Origin of the sequence: Pseudomonas sp. CHM02, assembly GCF_000612585.1 — a bacterium.
Taxonomy (GTDB): Bacteria; Pseudomonadota; Gammaproteobacteria; order Pseudomonadales; family Pseudomonadaceae; genus Aquipseudomonas.
Genome location: NZ_JFCA01000029.1, coordinates 17931 through 36431 on the forward strand (window position 1 = coordinate 17931; position 18501 = coordinate 36431).

An 18501-nucleotide genomic window follows, 5' to 3' on the forward strand; every position below is an offset into this window, starting at 1 on the left:
CTCAATGCTCCCGGCTGGCAAAGTCGATACGCGGATCGACCAGGGTGTAGGTGAGGTCGCCGATCAGTTTCACGATCAGCCCCAGCAGGGTGAAGATGAACAGCGTGCCGAACACCACCGGGTAGTCGCGGTTGATCGCCGCTTCAAAGCTCATCAGGCCCAGGCCGTCGAGAGAGAAGATCACTTCCACCAGCAACGAGCCGGTAAAGAAGATCCCGATGAACGCCGAGGGGAAGCCGGCGATCACCAGCAGCATCGCGTTGCGAAACACATGGCCATACAGCACGCGGTGGTTGGTCAGGCCTTTGGCTTTGGCGGTGATCACATATTGCTTGTTGATCTCGTCGAGAAAGCTGTTCTTGGTCAGCAGGGTCATGGTGGCGAAGTTACCGATCACCAGCGCGGTAATCGGCAGCGCCAGGTGCCAGAAGTAATCGAGGATCTTGCCGCCCCAGCTCAGCTCGTCGAAGTTGTTCGACGTGAGCCCGCGCAGGGGGAACCAATCCAGGTAGCTGCCACCGGCAAACACCACGATCAACAGGATCGCAAACAGGAACGCCGGGATCGCGTAGCCGACGATGATCGCCGAACTGGTCCACACATCGAAATGGCTGCCGTGCCGCGTGGCCTTGGCGATCCCCAGGGGGATGGACACCAGGTACATGATCAGCGTGCTCCATAACCCGAGGGAGATGGACACCGGCATCTTTTCCTTGATCAGGTCGATGACCTTGGCGTCACGGAAGAAGCTGTCGCCGAAATCCAGCTGGGCGTAGTTCTTGACCATGATCCACAGGCGTTCCGGCGCCGATTTATCGAAGCCGTACATCTTCTCGATTTCCTTGATCAGCGCCGGGTCCAGGCCCTGGGCGCCACGGTAGCTGCTGGAGCCCGCTACCGAAACTTCGGCACCGCCGCCGGCAATCCGGCTGGTGGCGCCCTCGAAGCCTTCGAGCTTGGCGATCATCTGTTCCACCGGGCCACCGGGGGCGGCCTGGATGATGACGAAGTTGATCAGCAGGATCCCGAACAGCGTGGGAATGATCAGCAACAGGCGGCGAAAGATATAGGCCAGCATTTAATCGCCTCCGCTCGCCGGGTCGGCGGTCTGGGTCGTGTCGAGGGAGACTGCCGGTTTGGCGTTGGGTTTGGCCCACCAGGTAGCGGTGCCGACGTCGTAGCGCGGCGGGACCTTGGGGTGGCCCAGGTGGTCCCAGTACGCGACGCGGAAGGTCTTGATGTGCCAGTTCGGGATCACGTAGTAGCCGAACTGCAACACGCGGTCCAGGGCCTTGGCATGCGCCACCAGGCTTTTGCGCGAATCGGCGTCGATCAACTCTTCCACCAGTTGGTCGATGGCCGGGTCCTTGAGGCCCATGTAGTTGCGGCTGCCGGGTTTGTCGGCGCTGGAGGACTTCCAGAATTCCCGTTGCTCGTTACCCGGTGAGGTGGACTGCGGGAAGCTGCCCACCAGCATGTCAAAGTCCCGCGAGCGAATACGGTTGATGAACTGCGAGACGTCAACCCGACGGATCACCAGGTCGATCCCCAGGTCAGCGAGGTTGCGCTTGAAGGGCAGCAGGATACGTTCGAATTCGGTCTGGGCCAGCAGGAACTCGATTTTCACCGGCTTGCCGGTGGTGTCGACCATCTTGTCATCGACGATGCGCCAGCCGGCCTCCTGCATCAGTTGGTAGGCTTCGCGTTGCTGGGTACGGATCATGCCGCTGCCATCGGTCCTGGCCGGTTCGAAGGCTTGGGTGAAGACTTCGGACGGGATCTTGTCGCGCAGCGGCTCGAGGATTTTCAGCTCGTCCGGGCCGGGCAGGCCGGTGGCGGCCATCTCGGAGTTTTCGAAATAACTGCGGGTGCGGGTGTAGGCGCCGTTGAACAGCTGCTTGTTGCTCCACTCGAAATCCAGCAACAGGCTGATGGCCTTGCGCACCCGCACGTCCTGGAACATCGGCTTGCGCATGTTGAACACAAAGCCCTGCATCCCGGTCGGATTGCCGTTGGGGATTTCTTCCTTGATCAAGCGGCCTTCGGTCACGGCCGGAATGTTGTAGGCATTGGCCCAGTTCTTGGCGCTGAATTCCAGCCAGTAGTCGAACTGCCCGGCCTTCAAGGCTTCCAGGGAGACGGTGCTGTCGCGGTAATAGTCGGTGATGCGGTTGTCGAAGTTGTAGAAGCCCTTGGCGACCGGCAGGTCCTTGGCCCAGTAATCCTTGACCCGCTCGTAGCGGATCATGCGTCCGGCCTTGACCTCGGCGACCTTGTACGGCCCGCTGCCCAGCGGCACTTCGAGGTTGCCCTTGGCGAAGTCGCGGGTGGCCCACCAATGCTTGGGCAATACCGGCAGTTGCCCGAGGATCAGTGGCAATTCGCGGTTATTGGTGCGCTTGAACTTGAACAGCACCTTCAACGGGTCTTCGGCCACCACTTCGTCGACGTCGGCGTAATAGGTACGGTAGATCGGTGAGCCTTCCTTGATCAGTTCCTGGAAGGTGAACACCACGTCCTCGGCGCGGATCGGGTGGCCGTCATGGAAGCGTGCTTCGGGGCGCAGGTAGAAGCGCACCCAGCTGTTGTCCGGGGCTTTTTCGATCTTGCCGGCGACCAGGCCGTATTCGGTGATGGGCTCATCCAGGCTTTGCATCGCCAGGGTGTCGTAGATCAGGCCGAGGTTGTCGGCCGGGACGCCCTTGCTGATATAGGGGTTGAGGCTGTCGAAGCCACCCATGGCCGACTCGCGGAACGTGCCGCCCTTGGGCGCGTCCGGGTTGACGTAGTCGAAATGCTTGAAGTCGGCGGGGTATTTCGGCGGTTCGTTGTACAACGTCAGTGCATGTTGCGGAGCGGCTTGGGCCACGGTGCACAGCAGCAGGCTGCCGAGCAGGGCAGTACGCAAATACATCATTGGGCTTTCTCCGAAGCTTTCAGCCACCATGCGCTCAGGCCCAGGCTGTAGGGCGGCGTGGTGACAAAGGCGAACCGGTTGCGGTACGCCAGGCGATGATAGTTGAGGTACCAGTTGGGAATGCTGTAGTGCTGCCACAGCAGCACCCGGTCCAGGGCACGGCCGGCGGCCAGTTGCTCCTCGCGAGTCCTGGCTGCCAGGAGTTGTTCCAGCAGGTGATCGACAATCGGGTTGGCGATGCCTGCATAGTTCTTGCTGCCCTTGATCGCGGCCTGGCTGGAGTGGAAGTACTGCCACTGCTCAAGGCCCGGGCTCAAGGTCTGGTTGAGGGTGATCAGGATCATGTCGAAGTCGAATTGATCCAGGCGTTGCTTGTACTGGGCGCGGTCGACGGTCCGCAGGCGCGCGTCGATGCCGATGCTGATCAGGTTCTCGACGTAGGGCTGCAGGATGCGCTCCAGGTTCGGGTTGACCAGCAGGATCTCGAAGCGCAGCGGTTGCCCGTCCTTGTTGAGGAGCCGTTGGCCTGACAGCTTCCAACCGGCTTCGCCGAGCAGGGCCAGGGCGTTGCGCAGGGTCTCACGGGAGATGCCGCGCCCGTCGGTCTGGGGCAGGCTGAACGGTTGGGTAAACAGGTTGGCCGGCAACTGCTCGCGGTAGGGCGAGAGCATCAGCCATTCATGGCCGGTGGGCACGCCGGTCGCGGAGAACTCGCTGTTGGGGTAGTAGCTCAAAGTGCGTTTATAGGCGCTGCTGAACAGGGTGCGGTTGGTCCATTCGAAGTCGAACATCAGCCCCAGGGCTTCACGCACCTTGGTCTGGCTGAAGGTCGGCCGCCGGCTGTTCATGAACAGCCCCTGGCTCTGGGTGGGGATCTGGTGCGCGATCTGCGCCTTGATCACGTCACCGCGGTTCACCGCCGGGAAGTTATAGCCATTGGCCCAGTTCTTGGCCTGGTGCTCGATGTAGATATCGAACTCGCCGGCCTTGAACGCTTCGAAGGCCACATCGCTGTCGCGGTAGAACTCTACCTCGACCTTGTCATAGTTGTAGAAACCCTGGTTGACCGGCAGGTCCTTGCCCCAGTAGTCCTTGACCCGTTCGAACACCAGTTGCCGGCCAGGGCTCACTTTGGTGATGCGGTAGGGCCCGCTGCCCAGTGGCGGTTCGAAGGTGGTGGCCTTGAAGTCGCGGTTTTTCCAGTAGTGCTGGGGCAATACCGGCAACTCGCCCAGGCGCAGGATCAGCAACGGGTTGCCGGCGCGCTTGAACACAAAGCGGATGCGGTGACGGTTGAGGATATCCACCCGCGCCACTTCCTGCAGGTTGGTGCGGTATTGCGGATGACCTTCGGTCAGCAGGGTGCGATAGGAAAACGCCACGTCATAGGCGGTGATCGGCTTGCCATCGTGGAAGCGCGCTTCCGGGCGCAGGTTGAACACCACCCAGCTGCGGTCTTCGCTGTACTCCACCGACTGGGCGATCAGTCCATAGCTGGAGGTGGGTTCATCGCCGGAAGGCGCGTACAGGCCGGTGCCGACCATCAACGGCTCGTTCAGCTCATTGACGCCGTATTGCAGGAAGTTGGGCGTGGAAACGGGGCTTGAGCCCTTGAAGGTGTAGGGGTTGAGGGTGTCGAACGTGCCAAAGGCCATGACCCGCAATGTCCCGCCTTTCGGCGCTGCAGGGTTTACCCAATCGAAGTGGGTGAATTTGGCCGGGTACTTGAGGCTGCCGAACTGCGCATAACCGTGGCTCTCGGTAATCGTCGCGTTCGCAGCAAAGCTCAAGGCCAGACTTATTAGTAGAAGGAGGGGACGCTTCAAGTCAGGGATCCGATCCAGGCGGCTTGGGCTTTATGATCGGTACAGTAACAGCTTGTTCCGGTTGGAAAAAGCATCTTGGAAATGGCGATAAACCTAGGTGGGAGCAGGCTTGTGTGGTGAGTGGGCTTGCCCCGCGCTGGGCCGCTAAGCAGCCCTAGTTGCTATACGCATTCTTCCAGACAAGACTCATTGCCTGGTTTTAGGGCTGCTGTGCAGCCCAGCGCGGGGCAAGCCCGCTCACCACAGCAAGCCCGCTCACCACAGCAAGCAGGCTCACCACAGCGAGCCGGCTCACACAAACAGGCTGGGTTTTTCAGTCAGCGTGGCCCGGAAACCACCAGCATCTGCCCTGGCTTGAGCGCCTGGCCAGTGCGGGGGTTCCAGCGCTTGAGATGTTGCATCTCGACGTTGAAGCGCTTGGCGACGATGTACAGCGAGTCGCCTTTCTTGACCTTGTATTGCACGGGCTTCTTGCTGTCAGCCTTGGCCACCAGCTTGCGCGTGTCCTGCATTACCAGGGTCTGGCCGACCTTGAGGGCCTGGCCGTTGAGCTTGTTCCAGCGCTGCAGGTCGTGCACGTCGACCTTGTTGGCCTTGGCGATCAGCGTGAGGTTGTCGCCATTGCGCACTTTGTAGCTGCGGGTACGCCCGGCAACCCGCGCAGTCTCGACTTCGTCGAACACCTGCTTTTTCGGCCGCATCGCCAGTAATTCTTCCGGCTTCATCGTCGAAAGGGTGCTGGTGAGCAGCTGCGCCTTGGAGCTTGGCACCAGCAAATGCTGGGGACCGTCCAGGGTGGTGCGTTGTTTCAGGGCCGGGTTGAGCTGGAACAGTTCGTCTTCGTCGATCTCGGCCAGCGCGGCGACCCGGGAAAGGTCCATGCTTTGCTTGACTTCAACCACTTCGAAGTACGGCGTGTTGGCAATCGGGTTCAGGTTGACGCCATAGGCTTCGGGCGCCAGTACCACTTGGGACAGCGCCAGGAACTTGGGCACGTAGTCCTTGGTTTCCTGGGGCAGGGGCAGGTTCCAGTAGTCGGTCGGCAGGCCGAGCTTCTCGTTGCGCTCGATCGCCCGGCTCACCGTACCTTCGCCAGCGTTGTAGGCGGCCAGGGCCAGCAGCCAGTCACCGTTGAACATGTCGTGCAGGCGGGTCAGGTAGTCGAGGGCGGCGGTGGTGGAGGCGGTGATGTCGCGGCGGCCATCGTAGGCCCGGGTCTGGCGCAGGTTGAAGTAGCGCCCGGTGGAGGGGATGAACTGCCACAAACCGACTGCATCGCTGCGCGAATAGGCCATCGGGTTGTAGGCACTTTCAATCACTGGCAGCAGTGCCAGCTCCAGGGGCATATTGCGTTCTTCAAGGCGTTCGACGATGTAATGAATGTAGAGACTGCCGCGTTCTCCGGCGTTCTCCAGGAAGGACGGGTTGCTGGCGAACCACAGGCGCTGTTGCTCGATGCGCGGGTTGACGCCTACGCCTTCCTGCAATTGAAAGCCCCGTCGCATGCGTTCCCAGACGTCTTGGGGGGCCTCGGGAGTTGGCTTCTCCGACAGCCAGATGACGGGTTTCTGTTTGATCTTGGCGCTGAGGTTAGGCTTGGGTTGCACGGTGGATTGTGCGGTGAAATTGCTTGATTGGCAGCCCGCCAGCGTGGCGGACACAGCCACCGCCACAGCTTGAGCCAGGCGGGTCAATGCGTCTGAATGGTTGGATTTACGAATAGATGACGACATTGGCTGGAAGTAAGTTCCGGGCAAAAATGTCGGGCGATTCTAGAAACCCGTTTGGTTCCGGTCAACCATTCAGAAATTACGTATCAGATCGCTTCCGGTTAGAACTTATCTTTCCAAGCCCTCAAGCTAGCAAACACCTCGGCCGCAGAGCGGTTGTCGCGCCCGTTCCGTTCGTCCGCTTTTTGTTTAACGGATGTTTCAGAGGTGCGCAGAAAAGGGTTGGTCAGCCGTTCCAGGGCCAGGTTGGAAGGCAGCGTGATCTCGCCACGGGCCCGGAGTTGGCGGACGCTTTCCACCCGTTTGGCGATATCGGCGTTATCCGGTTCCACCGCCTGGGCGAATTTGAGGTTACTTTGTGTGTATTCGTGGGTGCAGTACACCAGGGTGTCGGTGGGCAGGGCGGCCAACCGCTCGAGGGAGGCGTGCATCTGTTCCGGCGTGCCTTCGAACAATCGCCCGCAACCGGCGGCGAACAGGGTGTCGCCACAAAACAGCACGCCCTGGTGATAAAAGGCGATGTGGCCCAGGGTGTGGCCGGGCACGGTATAAATGTCGAAGTCCCAGCCGAGCACCGTGATGCGGTCGTTGTCGTCGAGCGCCACGTCCCGTGCCGGGATCTTCTCGTTGGCCGGGCCGTAGACCTTGGCGTCGGTTACACCTTTGAGTTGTTCGACGCCGCCGACATGATCATGGTGGTGGTGGGTGATCAGGATGTCGCTGAGGCGCCAGCCAGGGTTCTGCTCGAGCCAGGCCAGCACCGGGGCGGCGTCGCCGGGGTCGACCACGGCGCAGCGTTGGGTGCGCGGGTCCTGTAACAACCAGATGTAGTTATCGGTGAAGGCGGGCAGGGCACTGATCTGTATCATTCTTCGATTCGCCAAGCTGAACACATTGGTGCATCTTAGAACGTCTAGGCGAGTTGGAGAATGCAATGACTGATAAAGCGTTCGCCCAGGCCGATCCTGAGTGGCTGGCCCTGATCAGCGCAGCCCGTGAATGGCTGTCGGGTCCCATCGGGCAATTTCTGCTGGACGAAGAGCGGCGCATGCTCGAAGACGAGCTGGGTCGGTTCTTTGGTGGCTACCTGGTGCATTACGGTCCCTCGGCCGAGACGCCGCCGTGCGCGCCCCAGGTGCAGCGCAATGTGCGCCTGGGGGCGCCGTTGCCGGGGGTGGAGATCGTCTGCGAGGAGCAGGCCTGGCCGTTGAGTGAGCACGCCGCCGACGTGGTGGTGTTGCAGCATGGCCTGGATTTCTGCTTGTCGCCCCATGGCTTGCTGCGCGAAGCGGCGAGCAGCGTGCGGCCGGGTGGCCATTTGCTGATTGTGGGGATCAACCCCTGGAGCAGTTGGGGCTTGCGTCATGTGTTTGCCCATGACGGCCTGCGCCAGGCGCGCTGTATCTCGCCGCAACGGGTGGGCGACTGGCTGAACCTGCTGGGCTTCGCGCTGGAGAAACGCCGCTTCGGGTGCTATCGTCCGCCGCTTGCGTCGACCAAGTGGCAAGGCCGCCTGGCCGGCTGGGAGCGCCGCGCAGGTGCCTGGCAACTGGGCGGTGGCGGCTTCTATCTGCTGGTGGCACGCAAGATCGTGGTTGGGCTGCGGCCGGTGCAGCAGGTGCGCCGCGAGCCGATGGGCAAGCTGGTGCCGATGCCGATGGTCAAGGTCAACCGCAAGCAAAGCGATGCGTAACCCTCTTCTTGAATGAATACCGAGCAACCGATGACCGATAGCGTAGAACTCTTCACCGATGGCGCCTGCAAGGGCAACCCCGGCCCCGGCGGCTGGGGCGCGTTGCTGGTGTGCAAGGGCGTGGAGAAAGAGTTGTGGGGCGGCGAAGCCAATACCACCAACAACCGCATGGAACTGATGGGCGCCATTCGTGGCCTGGAAGAACTCAAGCGCCGCTGCAACGTGCTGCTGGTGACCGACTCGCAATACGTGATGAAGGGCATCAACGAGTGGATGGTCAACTGGAAGAAGCGCGGTTGGAAGACCGCTGCCAAGGAGCCGGTAAAGAATGCCGACCTGTGGCAACTGCTCGATGAACAATGCAACCGCCACGACATTACCTGGAAATGGGTGCGCGGGCACATCGGCCATCCTGGCAACGAGCGCGCGGACCAGTTGGCCAACCGAGGCGTGGACGAAGTGCGGGGCTACAAGCAGAGCTGATGCCGGCTCACGTGTTAACATCGCGCCTTTTGACTCACACCACATTGCATACCACCGTTGAGAGCTGAACCCTGATGGCCATCCGATCTGTTGTACTCGATACCGAAACCACCGGCATGCCGGTGACCGACGGCCACCGGATCATTGAAATCGGCTGTGTCGAACTCATGGGTCGCCGCCTCACCGGTCGTCACTTCCACGTCTACCTGCAACCGGACCGGGACAGTGACGAAGGCGCGATCGGCGTCCACGGTATCACTGACGAGTTCCTCAAGGGCAAGCCGCGCTTCGCCGAGGTTGCCGATGAGTTCTTCGAATTCATCAACGGCGCCCAGCTGATCATCCATAACGCGGCGTTCGACGTCGGCTTCATCAACAACGAATTCGCCCTGATGGGGCAGACCGATCGCGCGGACATTTCCCAGCACTGCACGATCCTCGACACCTTGATGATGGCCCGTGAGCGTCACCCCGGCCAACGCAACAGCCTCGATGCCTTGTGCAAGCGTTATGGCGTCGACAACTCCGGCCGTGAACTCCACGGCGCCTTGCTCGACTCCGAGATTCTCGCCGACGTCTACCTGACCATGACCGGCGGGCAGACCAGCCTGTCCCTGGCCGGCAATGCCACCGATGGCAGTGGCTCGGCGGAAGGCTCGGGTAACCGTCCTTCGGAAATCCGTCGCCTGCCGGCTGATCGCAAGCCCACCCCGATTATCCGCGCCAGCGAGCAGGACCTGGCCGAGCACGCGGCGCGGCTGGAAGCGATTGCCAAGTCGGCCGGCGCGCCGGCGTTGTGGTCGACCCTGACCCAGCAATGACGCAAACCTTGTAGTAGCCGGCTTGCCGGCGATGGCGGCATTGAACCCATCGCAAGATTCAACGGCCTCATCGCCGGCAAGCCGGCTACTACAGTGGTTCACTGTGCTTTCGAAATCTTCATTCGCGTCATCGCCCCCCAGCTTCTACCCTTGAGTGCATAGCCCTCAGGACTACAAGCACTCATGTATAAAGACCTGAAGTTCCCTGTTCTTATCGTGCACCGCGACATCAAGGCCGACACCGTTGCCGGTGACCGGGTCCGAGGCATCGCCCGAGAGCTGGAACAAGAGGGCTTCAGTATCTTCTCTGCGGTGGACTACGCCGAAGGTCGGCTGGTGGCTTCTACCCACCATGGCCTGGCGTGCATGCTGATCGCCGCCGAAGGCGCTGGCGAAAACACCCATCTGTTGCAAAACATGGTCGAGCTGATCCGGCTCGCGCGGCTGCGGGCGCCCAATCTGCCGATCTTTGCGTTAGGCGAGCAAGTCACCCTGGAAAACGCGCCGGCTGACGCCATGAGTGAACTCAACCAACTGCGCGGCATTCTGTACCTGTTCGAAGACACCGTGCCGTTTCTCGCCCGACAGGTGGCCCGCGCGGCCCGCACTTACCTGGATGGGCTGTTGCCGCCGTTCTTCAAGGCGTTGGTGCAGCACACCGCCGATTCCAACTATTCCTGGCACACCCCTGGCCATGGTGGTGGCGTGGCCTATCGCAAGAGCCCGGTGGGGCAGGCGTTTCATCAGTTCTTCGGGGAAAACACCTTGCGTTCGGACTTGTCGGTGTCGGTGCCCGAGCTGGGTTCGCTGCTCGACCACACCGGGCCGCTGTCCGAAGCCGAAGCCCGCGCCGCACGCAACTTTGGCGCCGACCACACCTTCTTCGTGATCAATGGCACCTCCACCGCCAACAAAATCGTGTGGCATTCCATGGTCGGGCGCGATGACCTGGTGCTGGTGGATCGCAACTGCCACAAGTCGGTACTGCACTCGATCATCATGACCGGCGCTATCCCGTTGTACCTGTGCCCGGAGCGCAACGAGCTGGGGATCATCGGCCCGATTCCCCTGAGTGAATTCAGCCCCGAATCGATCCGCGCCAAGATCGACGTCAGCCCGTTGACCCGTGGCAGGCTGCCGAAGGTGAAGATGGCGGTGGTCACCAACTCCACCTATGACGGGCTGTGCTACAACGCCGAGCTGATCAAGCAGCAATTGGGCAGCAGTGTCGAGGTGCTGCATTTTGACGAAGCCTGGTACGCCTACGCGGCCTTTCACGAGTTTTTCGCCGGCCGCTACGGCATGGGCACTTCGCGCACGCCGGACAGCCCGCTGGTGTTCACCACCCATTCCACCCACAAGCTGCTGGCCGCGTTCAGCCAGGCTTCGATGATCCATGTGCAGGACGGCGGCGCGCGCCAGCTCGACCGTGACCGGTTCAACGAAGCCTTCATGATGCATATCTCCACCTCACCGCAGTACAGCATCATTGCCTCGCTGGACGTGGCCTCGGCGATGATGGAAGGCCCGGCCGGGCGTTCGCTGTTGCAGGAAATGTTCGACGAGGCCCTGAGCTTCCGCCGTGCCCTGGCCAACCTGCGCCAGCACATTGCCGCCGAGGATTGGTGGTTTTCCATCTGGCAACCGCCGTCGGTGGCGGGTATCGACCGGGTCATCACCGCAGACTGGCTGTTGCATCCCCAGGATGATTGGCATGGCTTTGGTGACGTAGCCGAAGACTACGTGCTGCTGGACCCGATCAAAGTGACGCTGGTGATGCCCGGCCTCAACGCGGGCGGCGCCCTGAGCGATTGCGGGATTCCGGCGGCGGTGGTCAGCAAGTTCCTCTGGGAGCGTGGCCTGGTGGTGGAAAAGACCGGGCTGTATTCCTTCCTTGTGCTGTTTTCCATGGGTATTACCAAAGGTAAATGGAGTACTTTGCTCACCGAGTTGCTGGAGTTCAAGCGCAGCTACGACGCCAATATCAGCCTGGCCAGTTGTCTGCCATCCGTGTTTGCCCAAGGGCTGACACGCTATCAAGGCCTGGGCCTGCGTGACCTGTGCGACCAATTGCATAGCTGTTACCGTAGCAATGCCACCGCCAAACACCTCAAGCGGATGTACACCGTTTTACCGGAAATCGCGATGAAGCCCGCCGACGCCTACGACCAGTTGGTCAGGGGCGACGTGGAGGCGGTGTCCATCGACGCCTTGCCAGGGCGCATCGCAGCCGTGATGCTGGTGCCATACCCGCCCGGCATTCCGTTGATCATGCCAGGTGAGCGCTTTACCGAGTCGACGCGCTCGATCATCGACTACCTGGCTTTCGCCCGGACGTTCGATAGCAGTTTCCCCGGTTTTGTCGCCGATGTTCATGGGTTGCAACACGAAGATGACGGCAGTGGTCGTTGTTACACGGTCGATTGCATCAAGGGTTAAGGATGTTTATGCAAGCTGTAATGAACCCGAAGTATCCGGGGCTCAGTGTACGGGTCGCCGACGAAGGCTTTGATGCCTACGTATGGGGCAATGACTTCAGCTTTGAGGTCAGCGCCTACGGTGACCCGCAGATGGGCAAGCGGGTCGATCAGTGGCCCGTGGAGCGCATCTTGCCGTACCGCAAGTGCTATGGCATTGACCCGGAGGAGTTCGCCAGTTTTCGCGATGCTCCCGACAGTGCGATCTTCATGGCTTACCTGGACGACCGTCCGGTAGGGCATATCGTCGTCAGCACCAACTGGAACGGATTTGCCCATGTCGACGAATTGGCCGTCGCCTTGCCCGCGCGTCGCCATGGGGTGGCCAAGGCGCTGCTGGATGTGGCGCAGTTCTGGAGCCGCAAGAAAAACCTGCCCGGTATGATGCTCGAAACCCAGAACAACAACCTCGGCGCCTGTCGCTTGTACGAGCGTTGCGGTTATGTAATGGGCGGTATCGATCACCTGCGCTATCGCGGTATCGACCCGCAGACCCGCGAAGTGGCGATCTTCTGGTATCGGATGTTCAAGAGCGAAGTTGGCAAGGATTAACCCAGCAACAGCCCTTCAGCCTTCTGCGTCACGATCTCCAGCAGCGCATTCAGCGCCGGGGAGGTCGCGCCGTCCTTGAGGGTCAGTGCGTACAGGCTGACCATGATCGGCGGCGAAACGGGGCATGCATCCAGCCCTGCTTCGCGTGCGCCGAACGCGGTGAACGGGTCGACCACCGCCAGGCCTTCTCCCGCCTCCACCATGCTGCGCATCATCTGATAGGTCTGCACGCGCGTCTGCACCACCGGCAGCGGGCGCAAGGCATGCAGCTTGGCGTCCAGCAGGCGGCTGAGCGGGTCCTGGCCCTCGAGGCCGATCATCGATTGCCCGGCGAGGTCCTGCAGCGCGATGTACTTCTGCTTGGGTTTGAGCCAGCCATGGGGCGCCAGCAGTTGCAATTTGCCCTGGGCCAGCACGCTGCTGTGGATCTGCGGGTGTTCCGGGTCGTGCAGGCTCAAGCCGACCTCGGCTTCGTGCAGCAGCAGGCTCCTGACGATCTCGCGGGTCGGCTGGCTCGACAGGTTGCACGGGGTGTCCTGGAAGCGTCGGCGCAGCGCGGCAATGCTCTGCGGCAACAGTTGATTGGCCAGGGGCTGGGTGCAGAGGGCGCGCAGGGTCGGGGCGTGATGGTTTTTCAAGCGGCTGGCCAGGCGTTGCACCGGCTCCAGCGCTTCGTACACGTGGGCGATCTCTGCCTGCAGCTCCAGGGTTTCCCGGGTGGCCTGCAAACGCCCGCGCACGCTGGCGAACAGCATGAACCCCAATTGCGCCTCGGCTTCCTTGAGCGCCGCGTCCACATCGCCCACGGGGAGTTGCAACCACTCGGCGGCCAAGCCTGGGTGTCCGGTCTGCAAGATGGCCTGAATCACTTCGATATGACGTAAACGCATCGCCGGAGTCTATGTGCAGCGGCCCGGGGATTCAATAGAATGGCTGCGCTGATCATCAACGACCAAAGCCGGCTACCGGCGTTAACAACAAAAACAGGTCTGGTCTCAAATGCCTCTACCCTCGATTCTCGGGGTAACGGCCAAGCAACTGCTGGTCCTGGTGACCGTCGGGTGCGCGGCTGCTTATCTCTTCAACACTCAAAACGAAACCGCGCCGGAAAACCTGGCACTTGAAGCGTTTATCCGTTCCCAGGAACAGGTGGTCGATCAGGTGGGGGCGGTGCTGGGCATGGAATTGGTCAGGCAGGTGGTCGCGCATCCGGGCTACAACTCGGCGGGCTATCAGCGTTCGATGTTCGCGGTGGAAGGCGAGCGGGGGCGATTGATGGTGACGTTGAAGAAGGTCGAGGGGGAGCAGGGCATCGAGGTCACGGAGATCCGTCGTCCTTGATCACCCCAGCCCAGTCAATGCCGTCAATGGCCAGGACTGAGCAGGTGGATGGGGCGAGATCTTATGAAGCGAGGGTGGTTTGCGACTCGCGCACAAGGATGGTGCCCGATTGAATCAGCTTGAATTCGTCGCCTTCCAGTTTTTCTACACGATCGCCAATGGCCAGCTTGTAGGTGGTGGTAGGTGCCGAGCCAGCCAGGTCGCCTTGCGCCGGGTTGGATTCCTGGAACTCATGCACCGAATACACGCGTCCTTCTGCGTCTCTGGCATGAAACTGTCCGACTAGTACTGCTGCCATCTGTTTAGAACCTCTGGAGATAAACACTCGATTTGCGGTTCTGTAGACCGTCATGGAGCGGGGTAGTTTACTTACGGAATAAAAATACTATTCGCTGATCTTTTCAGGTAATTCCTACGCATCGCGCTGCGAAGCAAACAGTCTGGGGATTATCAAAACCCTCTGGTGAACACGCCGCGAAGACTCTATAACTACAAGCTCCTTTAGTCAGACGTCGGGAAACCCCAATGAGCAAGGTCTACACCGTAGCCGTCCTGGTTGGCAGCTTGAGAAAAGACTCGATCAACCGCAAGGTCGCCCTGGCATTGGCCGAACTGGCCCCTGCCAACCTGAAGTTGAACATTGTGGAAATTGGCGATTTGCCGCTCTACAACGAAGACATAGACGCTGCGACCCCGCCGGCAGCCTACAGTACTTTCCGCAAACACGTGAGTTCATCCGACGCGGTGCTGTTCGTGACCCCGGAATACAACCGCTCCGTCCCGGCGCCATTGAAGAATGCCATCGACGTCGGTTCCCGGCCTTACGGGCAGAGCGCCTGGAGCGGCAAGCCGGGGGCGATCATCAGCGTATCGCCGGGCGCCATCGGCGGGTTTGGCGCCAACCATCACCTGCGCCAGTCCCTGGTGTTCCTCGATGTGCCGTGCATGCAGCAGCCAGAAGCCTACCTGGGTGGCGCGGGCAATGTGTTTGATGAGGCCGGCAAGGTGTCGGAAAAGACCAAGCCGTTCCTGCAGGCGTTCATCGATGCCTACGGCAAGTGGGTCGAAAAGCAATCGGCCTGATGCAATCTCCCTCGCAGCAGCCGGCTTGCCGGCTCCTGCAAGAGGGGGTTAACGCAGCCAGTTGGTGCGTGCCAGTTCGATCACTTCATCGCCACGCCCGCTCATCACGGCTTTGAGCATATACAGGCTGAACCCCTTGGCTTGTTCCAGCTTGATGGTCGGCGGCATCACCAGTTCCTGGGTGGCGGTGACCACGTCCACCAGCACCGGGCCGTCGTGGGCCAGGGCACGGCGCAGGGCGGGCTCCAGGTCTTCGGATTGCTCTACGCGAATGCCGAGGATGCCCATGGCATTGGACATGGCGGCGAAGTCAGGGTTTTTCAGCTCGGTGCCGGCGTCCAGGTAGCCTGCCGCTTTCATTTCCATGGCGACGAACCCCAGTGACGCGTTATCGAACACGATGACTTTCACCGGCAGTTTCAATTGCGTCAACGAGATGAAATCCCCCATCAACATGGCAAAGCCGCCGTCGCCGGACATCGAAATCACCTGGCGATCCGGGAAGGCCGCTTGTGCGCCAATCGCTTGGGGCATGGCGTTGGCCATGGAACCGTGGTTGAACGAACCGATCAGGCGGCGCTTGCCGTTCATCTTCAAATAGCGCGCGGCCCACACGGTCGGCGAACCGACGTCGGCGGTGAAGATCGCATCGTCATCCGCCAATTCGCTGAGCAGGCGCGCCACGTACTGCGGGTGGATCGGCCGATTGGCCTTCGACGGTTGAGCCAGATCGTCCAGCCCTTGGCGGGCTTTTTCATAGTGCTTCAAGGAGGTCTCGAGAAAGCTGCGATCAGTCCTGCGGGTCAAGCGCGGCAGCAGGGCGCCGATGGTTTCACTGACATCGGCGGCAATGCCCAGGTCCAGCGTGGCGCGACGACCGAGGGCCTGCGGGTTGCGGTCCACCTGGATGATCCTGGCGTCGGTGGGGTAGAACTGGCGATAGGGGAAGTCGGTGCCGAGCATGATCAACGTGTCGCAGTCGAGCATGGCGTGGTAACCGGAGCTGAAGCCGATCAGGCCGGTCATGCCCACATCGAACGGGTTATCCCACTCCACATGTTCCTTGCCGCGCAGGGCGTGCACCACTGGCGCGCCCAAGGCGTCGGCCAGGGCGACCACTTGGTCGTGGGCGCCGGCGCAGCCGCTGCCGCACAGCAGGGTGACTTTCTGGCTGTTTTCGAGGATAGCGGTGAGGTGTTGCAGGTCCTGTTCCGCCGGCAGCGTGCGTGGCGCGTGCAGGGCCGGCCAGGGCTTGAGCTTGTCGTCCACTTCCAGCAGCGACACATCCCCTGGAATCACCACCACCGCTACGCCGCGATTGAGGATCGCCGAACGCATGGCGCGGTGCAGCACGTGGGGCATTTGCTCGGGGTTGGTGACCAGTTCGATAAAGTGGCTGCACTCCTTGAACAGTTCCTGAGGATGGGTTTCCTGGAAGTAGTTCAGGCCGATCTCAGAGGACGGAATCTGCGCAGCAATCGCCAGCACCGGCACATGGTTGCGATGGCAATCGAACAGGCCATTGATCAGATGCAGGTTGCCCGGCCCGCAGCTGCCGGCGCACACCGTCAGTTCACCTGTGGCCGCCGCTTCGGCACCGGCGGCGAACGCAGCGACTTCCTCGTGACGCACATGCATCCACTCGATGCTGTCCATGGTGCGCAGGGCGTCGGTGAGGCCATTGAGGCTGTCGCCGGTCAGGCCCCAGATGCGCTTGATGCCCGCCTGTTCAAGAGTGGTCGCCAACTGCTGGGCCAGGTTGATTTTCGCCATGAAGAACTCCAATCGTCAGTGAGGTTAAAAACTGCTGATCAATAGGGGACAGTTCGATCACGGCGAATGCTCCGTCTTTAATGTGAAGATTGCGTCATGGCTGCGCGGTATTGCCGCGTGCGCCGAGCGATAAACCATTGGTCACGGACCAGCGCCATGCACGGCGCGACCTTGGGGTTGGGCTGGTGGCCGCGGCTCAGCCGACGCATCTGGTAGCGCACCACGGCCAGCGTGGCGAGGGCGGCCAGAGGTTTGCGCTTCCAACTGATGGGTTTGAGTTGCGGGTTGAGATCGCGGCCGTCGCGCCAGTGTCTGATCAGTTGCGGTTCGAGGGTGAGGGCGGTAGCGATACCGGCCATGGCGATGCCGCTGTCCAGCACCTGCTGCACGATTGGCAAGCGGCGGATGCCGCCGGTGACCATCACCGGCATGTTGGCCGTGGCGGCGACTTCGCTGGCAAATTCGAGGAAGTACGCTTCGCGGGCCAGGGTTCGCCCGTCCCGAGCTTCGCCTTGCATGGCCGGTGCTTCGTAGCTGCCGCCGGACAACTCCAGCAAGTCGATGGGCAAGGGGTTGAGCATCTCCACCACGGCGCGTGCATCGGCCTCTTCAAAGCCGCCGCGCTGGAAGTCCGCCGAGTTGAGCTTGACCGCCACGCAAAACGACGGGCTGACGTTGGCGCGCACCGCGTTGATCACTTCCAGCAGCAAGCGCGCACGGTTCTCCAGTGGGCCGCCCCAGCGGTCGGTGCGCTGGTTGCTCAGCGGCGAGAGAAACTGGCTGAGCAAGTAACCATGCGCGCCGTGGATCTGCACCCCGGTAAACCCGGCCTTTTCGGCCAGTCGCGCGCTGGTGGCGAAGCGTTTGATTACGTCTTGAATATCGGCCTCGGTCATTGCCTTGGGCTTGGCGAACATCTTGGAAAAGCTGCCCAGGTCGAGGGCCACGGCGGAAGGCGCCAACGCTTGCTGGCCCAGGTTGGCCATGGTCTGGCGGCCAGGGTGACTGAGCTGCATCCAGAAGTGCACACCCTTGGCGCGGGCCACGTCGGCCCATTCGCGAAAGCTGTCCAGGTGCTGCTCGTCTTCCAGGGCAACGCCGCCCGGGCCGGTCATGGCGTGGCGGTCGATCATGACGTTGCCGGTCAGCAACAGGCCAGGTTCACCGTCCGCCCAGGTCTTGTACAACTGCTTCAATTCACGGGACGGTGCTTGTCGGGCATCCGCCATGTTCTCCTCCATCGCGGCCTTGGCGATACGGTTGGCGAGGACCTGGCCATTGGGCAGTTGCAAGGGTTCGAAGGGTGACATGGATTGACTCCTGAGCGGGGGAGGCCTCAGGCTAAGCTTAAAGTTAACTTTAATGTCAAGCAGGCGGTATCGATGAATATTGGTGAGTTGGCAAAACAGAGTGGGCTGGCGGCATCGCGCATTCGGTTCTACGAGTCCGAAGGCCTGATCAGCCAGGTGGGACGCCAGGCCAATGGGTACCGGCGTTATTCCGCGGAAGCTTTGCAGACGCTGCAACTGATCCAGAGCGCGCAGCAGGCCGGGTTCAGCTTGCAGGAACTCAAGGCGTTGATGCCGGCGCCCGGTGAGCACAAGCGTGACGAATTGATCGAAGCGTTGGAACGCAAGGTAGCGCAGATCGAAGGGATGCAGGCCCAGTTGGCGCATAGCAAGGCGCAATTGCTGGGGGTCATCGAGGCGGTGCGGGCGCAGCCGGAAGGGGTGCCGTGCTCCATGGGGCAGAAGCAGGTGTTGGCATCGATCAAAAAAACGCTGTAGGAGCGGGCAAGCCCGCTC

17 protein-coding genes are annotated in these 18501 nt (G+C 61.3%); 8 read left to right on the plus strand and 9 right to left on the minus strand.

Annotated features, from left to right (window positions below; all coding sequences use genetic code 11):
* Position 1: 1 nt before the first annotated feature.
* The 5 genes from BM70_RS0117805 to gloB all read right to left on the minus strand — a co-directional run bounded on the left by BM70_RS0117805 (position 2) and on the right by gloB (position 7342).
* On the minus strand, positions 2 to 1078 hold the full coding sequence (locus tag BM70_RS0117805; protein WP_025857226.1) for a microcin C ABC transporter permease YejB: 1077 nt from the start codon (positions 1076 to 1078) through the stop codon (positions 2 to 4).
* Positions 1079 to 2917, minus strand: coding sequence for an extracellular solute-binding protein (locus tag BM70_RS0117810; protein WP_025857227.1), 1839 nt, complete (start codon positions 2915 to 2917; stop codon positions 1079 to 1081).
* Positions 2914 to 4743 (minus strand): extracellular solute-binding protein, encoded by a 1830-nt coding sequence (locus BM70_RS0117815; protein WP_025857228.1) that lies wholly within the window; start codon positions 4741 to 4743, stop codon positions 2914 to 2916. The genes BM70_RS0117810 and BM70_RS0117815 overlap by 4 nt, the downstream gene beginning before the upstream one ends.
* Positions 4744 to 5060: 317 nt before the next feature.
* On the minus strand, positions 5061 to 6476 hold the full coding sequence (locus BM70_RS0117820; RefSeq protein WP_025857229.1) for a lytic transglycosylase domain-containing protein: 1416 nt from the start codon (positions 6474 to 6476) through the stop codon (positions 5061 to 5063).
* Between the two features lie 98 nt (positions 6477 to 6574).
* On the minus strand, positions 6575 to 7342 hold the full coding sequence (gene gloB, locus BM70_RS0117825) for a hydroxyacylglutathione hydrolase (RefSeq protein ID WP_025857230.1): 768 nt from the start codon (positions 7340 to 7342) through the stop codon (positions 6575 to 6577).
* 65 nt (positions 7343 to 7407) lie between these two features.
* On the opposite strand from gloB, the gene BM70_RS0117830 reads away from it, so the two are divergent.
* From BM70_RS0117830 to BM70_RS0117850, 5 genes are all read left to right on the plus strand, one after another.
* A complete protein-coding gene (locus BM70_RS0117830) occupies positions 7408 to 8166 on the plus strand; it encodes a class I SAM-dependent methyltransferase (protein ID WP_025857231.1) in 759 nt (252 codons plus the stop codon).
* 30 nt (positions 8167 to 8196) lie between these two features.
* A complete protein-coding gene (gene rnhA / locus BM70_RS0117835) occupies positions 8197 to 8649 on the plus strand; it encodes a ribonuclease HI (RefSeq protein WP_003173571.1) in 453 nt (150 codons plus the stop codon).
* 80 nt (positions 8650 to 8729) lie between these two features.
* Positions 8730 to 9470, plus strand: a complete 741-nt coding sequence (dnaQ, locus tag BM70_RS0117840; RefSeq protein WP_177326562.1) for a DNA polymerase III subunit epsilon — start codon at positions 8730 to 8732, stop codon at positions 9468 to 9470.
* Between the two features lie 183 nt (positions 9471 to 9653).
* On the plus strand, positions 9654 to 11909 hold the full coding sequence (locus BM70_RS0117845; RefSeq protein ID WP_025857233.1) for an arginine/lysine/ornithine decarboxylase: 2256 nt from the start codon (positions 9654 to 9656) through the stop codon (positions 11907 to 11909).
* 8 nt (positions 11910 to 11917) lie between these two features.
* Positions 11918 to 12499, plus strand: a complete 582-nt coding sequence (locus BM70_RS0117850; RefSeq protein WP_081782092.1) for a GNAT family N-acetyltransferase — start codon at positions 11918 to 11920, stop codon at positions 12497 to 12499.
* Here BM70_RS0117850 and BM70_RS0117855 read toward each other — a convergent pair.
* A complete protein-coding gene (locus tag BM70_RS0117855) occupies positions 12496 to 13389 on the minus strand; it encodes a LysR substrate-binding domain-containing protein (RefSeq protein ID WP_025857235.1) in 894 nt (297 codons plus the stop codon). The two genes, BM70_RS0117850 and BM70_RS0117855, sit on opposite strands and share 4 nt — an antisense overlap.
* A 109-nt stretch (positions 13390 to 13498) precedes the next feature.
* Here BM70_RS0117855 and BM70_RS0117860 point away from each other — a divergent pair, with 109 nt between their 5' ends.
* Positions 13499 to 13840 carry a hypothetical protein gene (locus tag BM70_RS0117860; RefSeq protein ID WP_025857236.1) on the plus strand — a complete coding sequence of 114 codons (342 nt, stop codon included), beginning with the start codon at positions 13499 to 13501 and terminating at the stop codon, positions 13838 to 13840.
* Between the two features lie 61 nt (positions 13841 to 13901).
* On the opposite strand, the gene BM70_RS0117865 is transcribed toward BM70_RS0117860, so the two are convergent.
* On the minus strand, positions 13902 to 14138 hold the full coding sequence (locus tag BM70_RS0117865) for a hypothetical protein (protein WP_016979714.1): 237 nt from the start codon (positions 14136 to 14138) through the stop codon (positions 13902 to 13904).
* Between the two features lie 227 nt (positions 14139 to 14365).
* On the opposite strand from BM70_RS0117865, the gene BM70_RS0117870 reads away from it, so the two are divergent.
* A complete protein-coding gene (locus BM70_RS0117870) occupies positions 14366 to 14923 on the plus strand; it encodes an NADPH-dependent FMN reductase (RefSeq protein WP_025857237.1) in 558 nt (185 codons plus the stop codon).
* Positions 14924 to 14971: 48 nt separating this feature from the next.
* Here the strand turns inward: BM70_RS0117870 and poxB are convergent, their stop codons facing one another.
* Together poxB and BM70_RS0117880 are read right to left on the minus strand one after the other, a co-directional pair.
* Positions 14972 to 16696, minus strand: a complete 1725-nt coding sequence (gene poxB / locus BM70_RS0117875; RefSeq protein WP_043274288.1) for a ubiquinone-dependent pyruvate dehydrogenase — start codon at positions 16694 to 16696, stop codon at positions 14972 to 14974.
* A gap of 77 nt (positions 16697 to 16773) precedes the next feature.
* Positions 16774 to 18006, minus strand: a complete 1233-nt coding sequence (locus BM70_RS0117880; protein ID WP_025857239.1) for an NADH:flavin oxidoreductase/NADH oxidase family protein — start codon at positions 18004 to 18006, stop codon at positions 16774 to 16776.
* A gap of 72 nt (positions 18007 to 18078) precedes the next feature.
* Here BM70_RS0117880 and BM70_RS0117885 point away from each other — a divergent pair, with 72 nt between their 5' ends.
* The gene (locus tag BM70_RS0117885) at positions 18079 to 18483 is read left to right on the plus strand and encodes a MerR family transcriptional regulator (RefSeq protein ID WP_025857240.1); all 405 of its coding nucleotides are present in this window, start codon (positions 18079 to 18081) and stop codon (positions 18481 to 18483) included.
* Positions 18484 to 18501 lie beyond the last annotated feature (18 nt).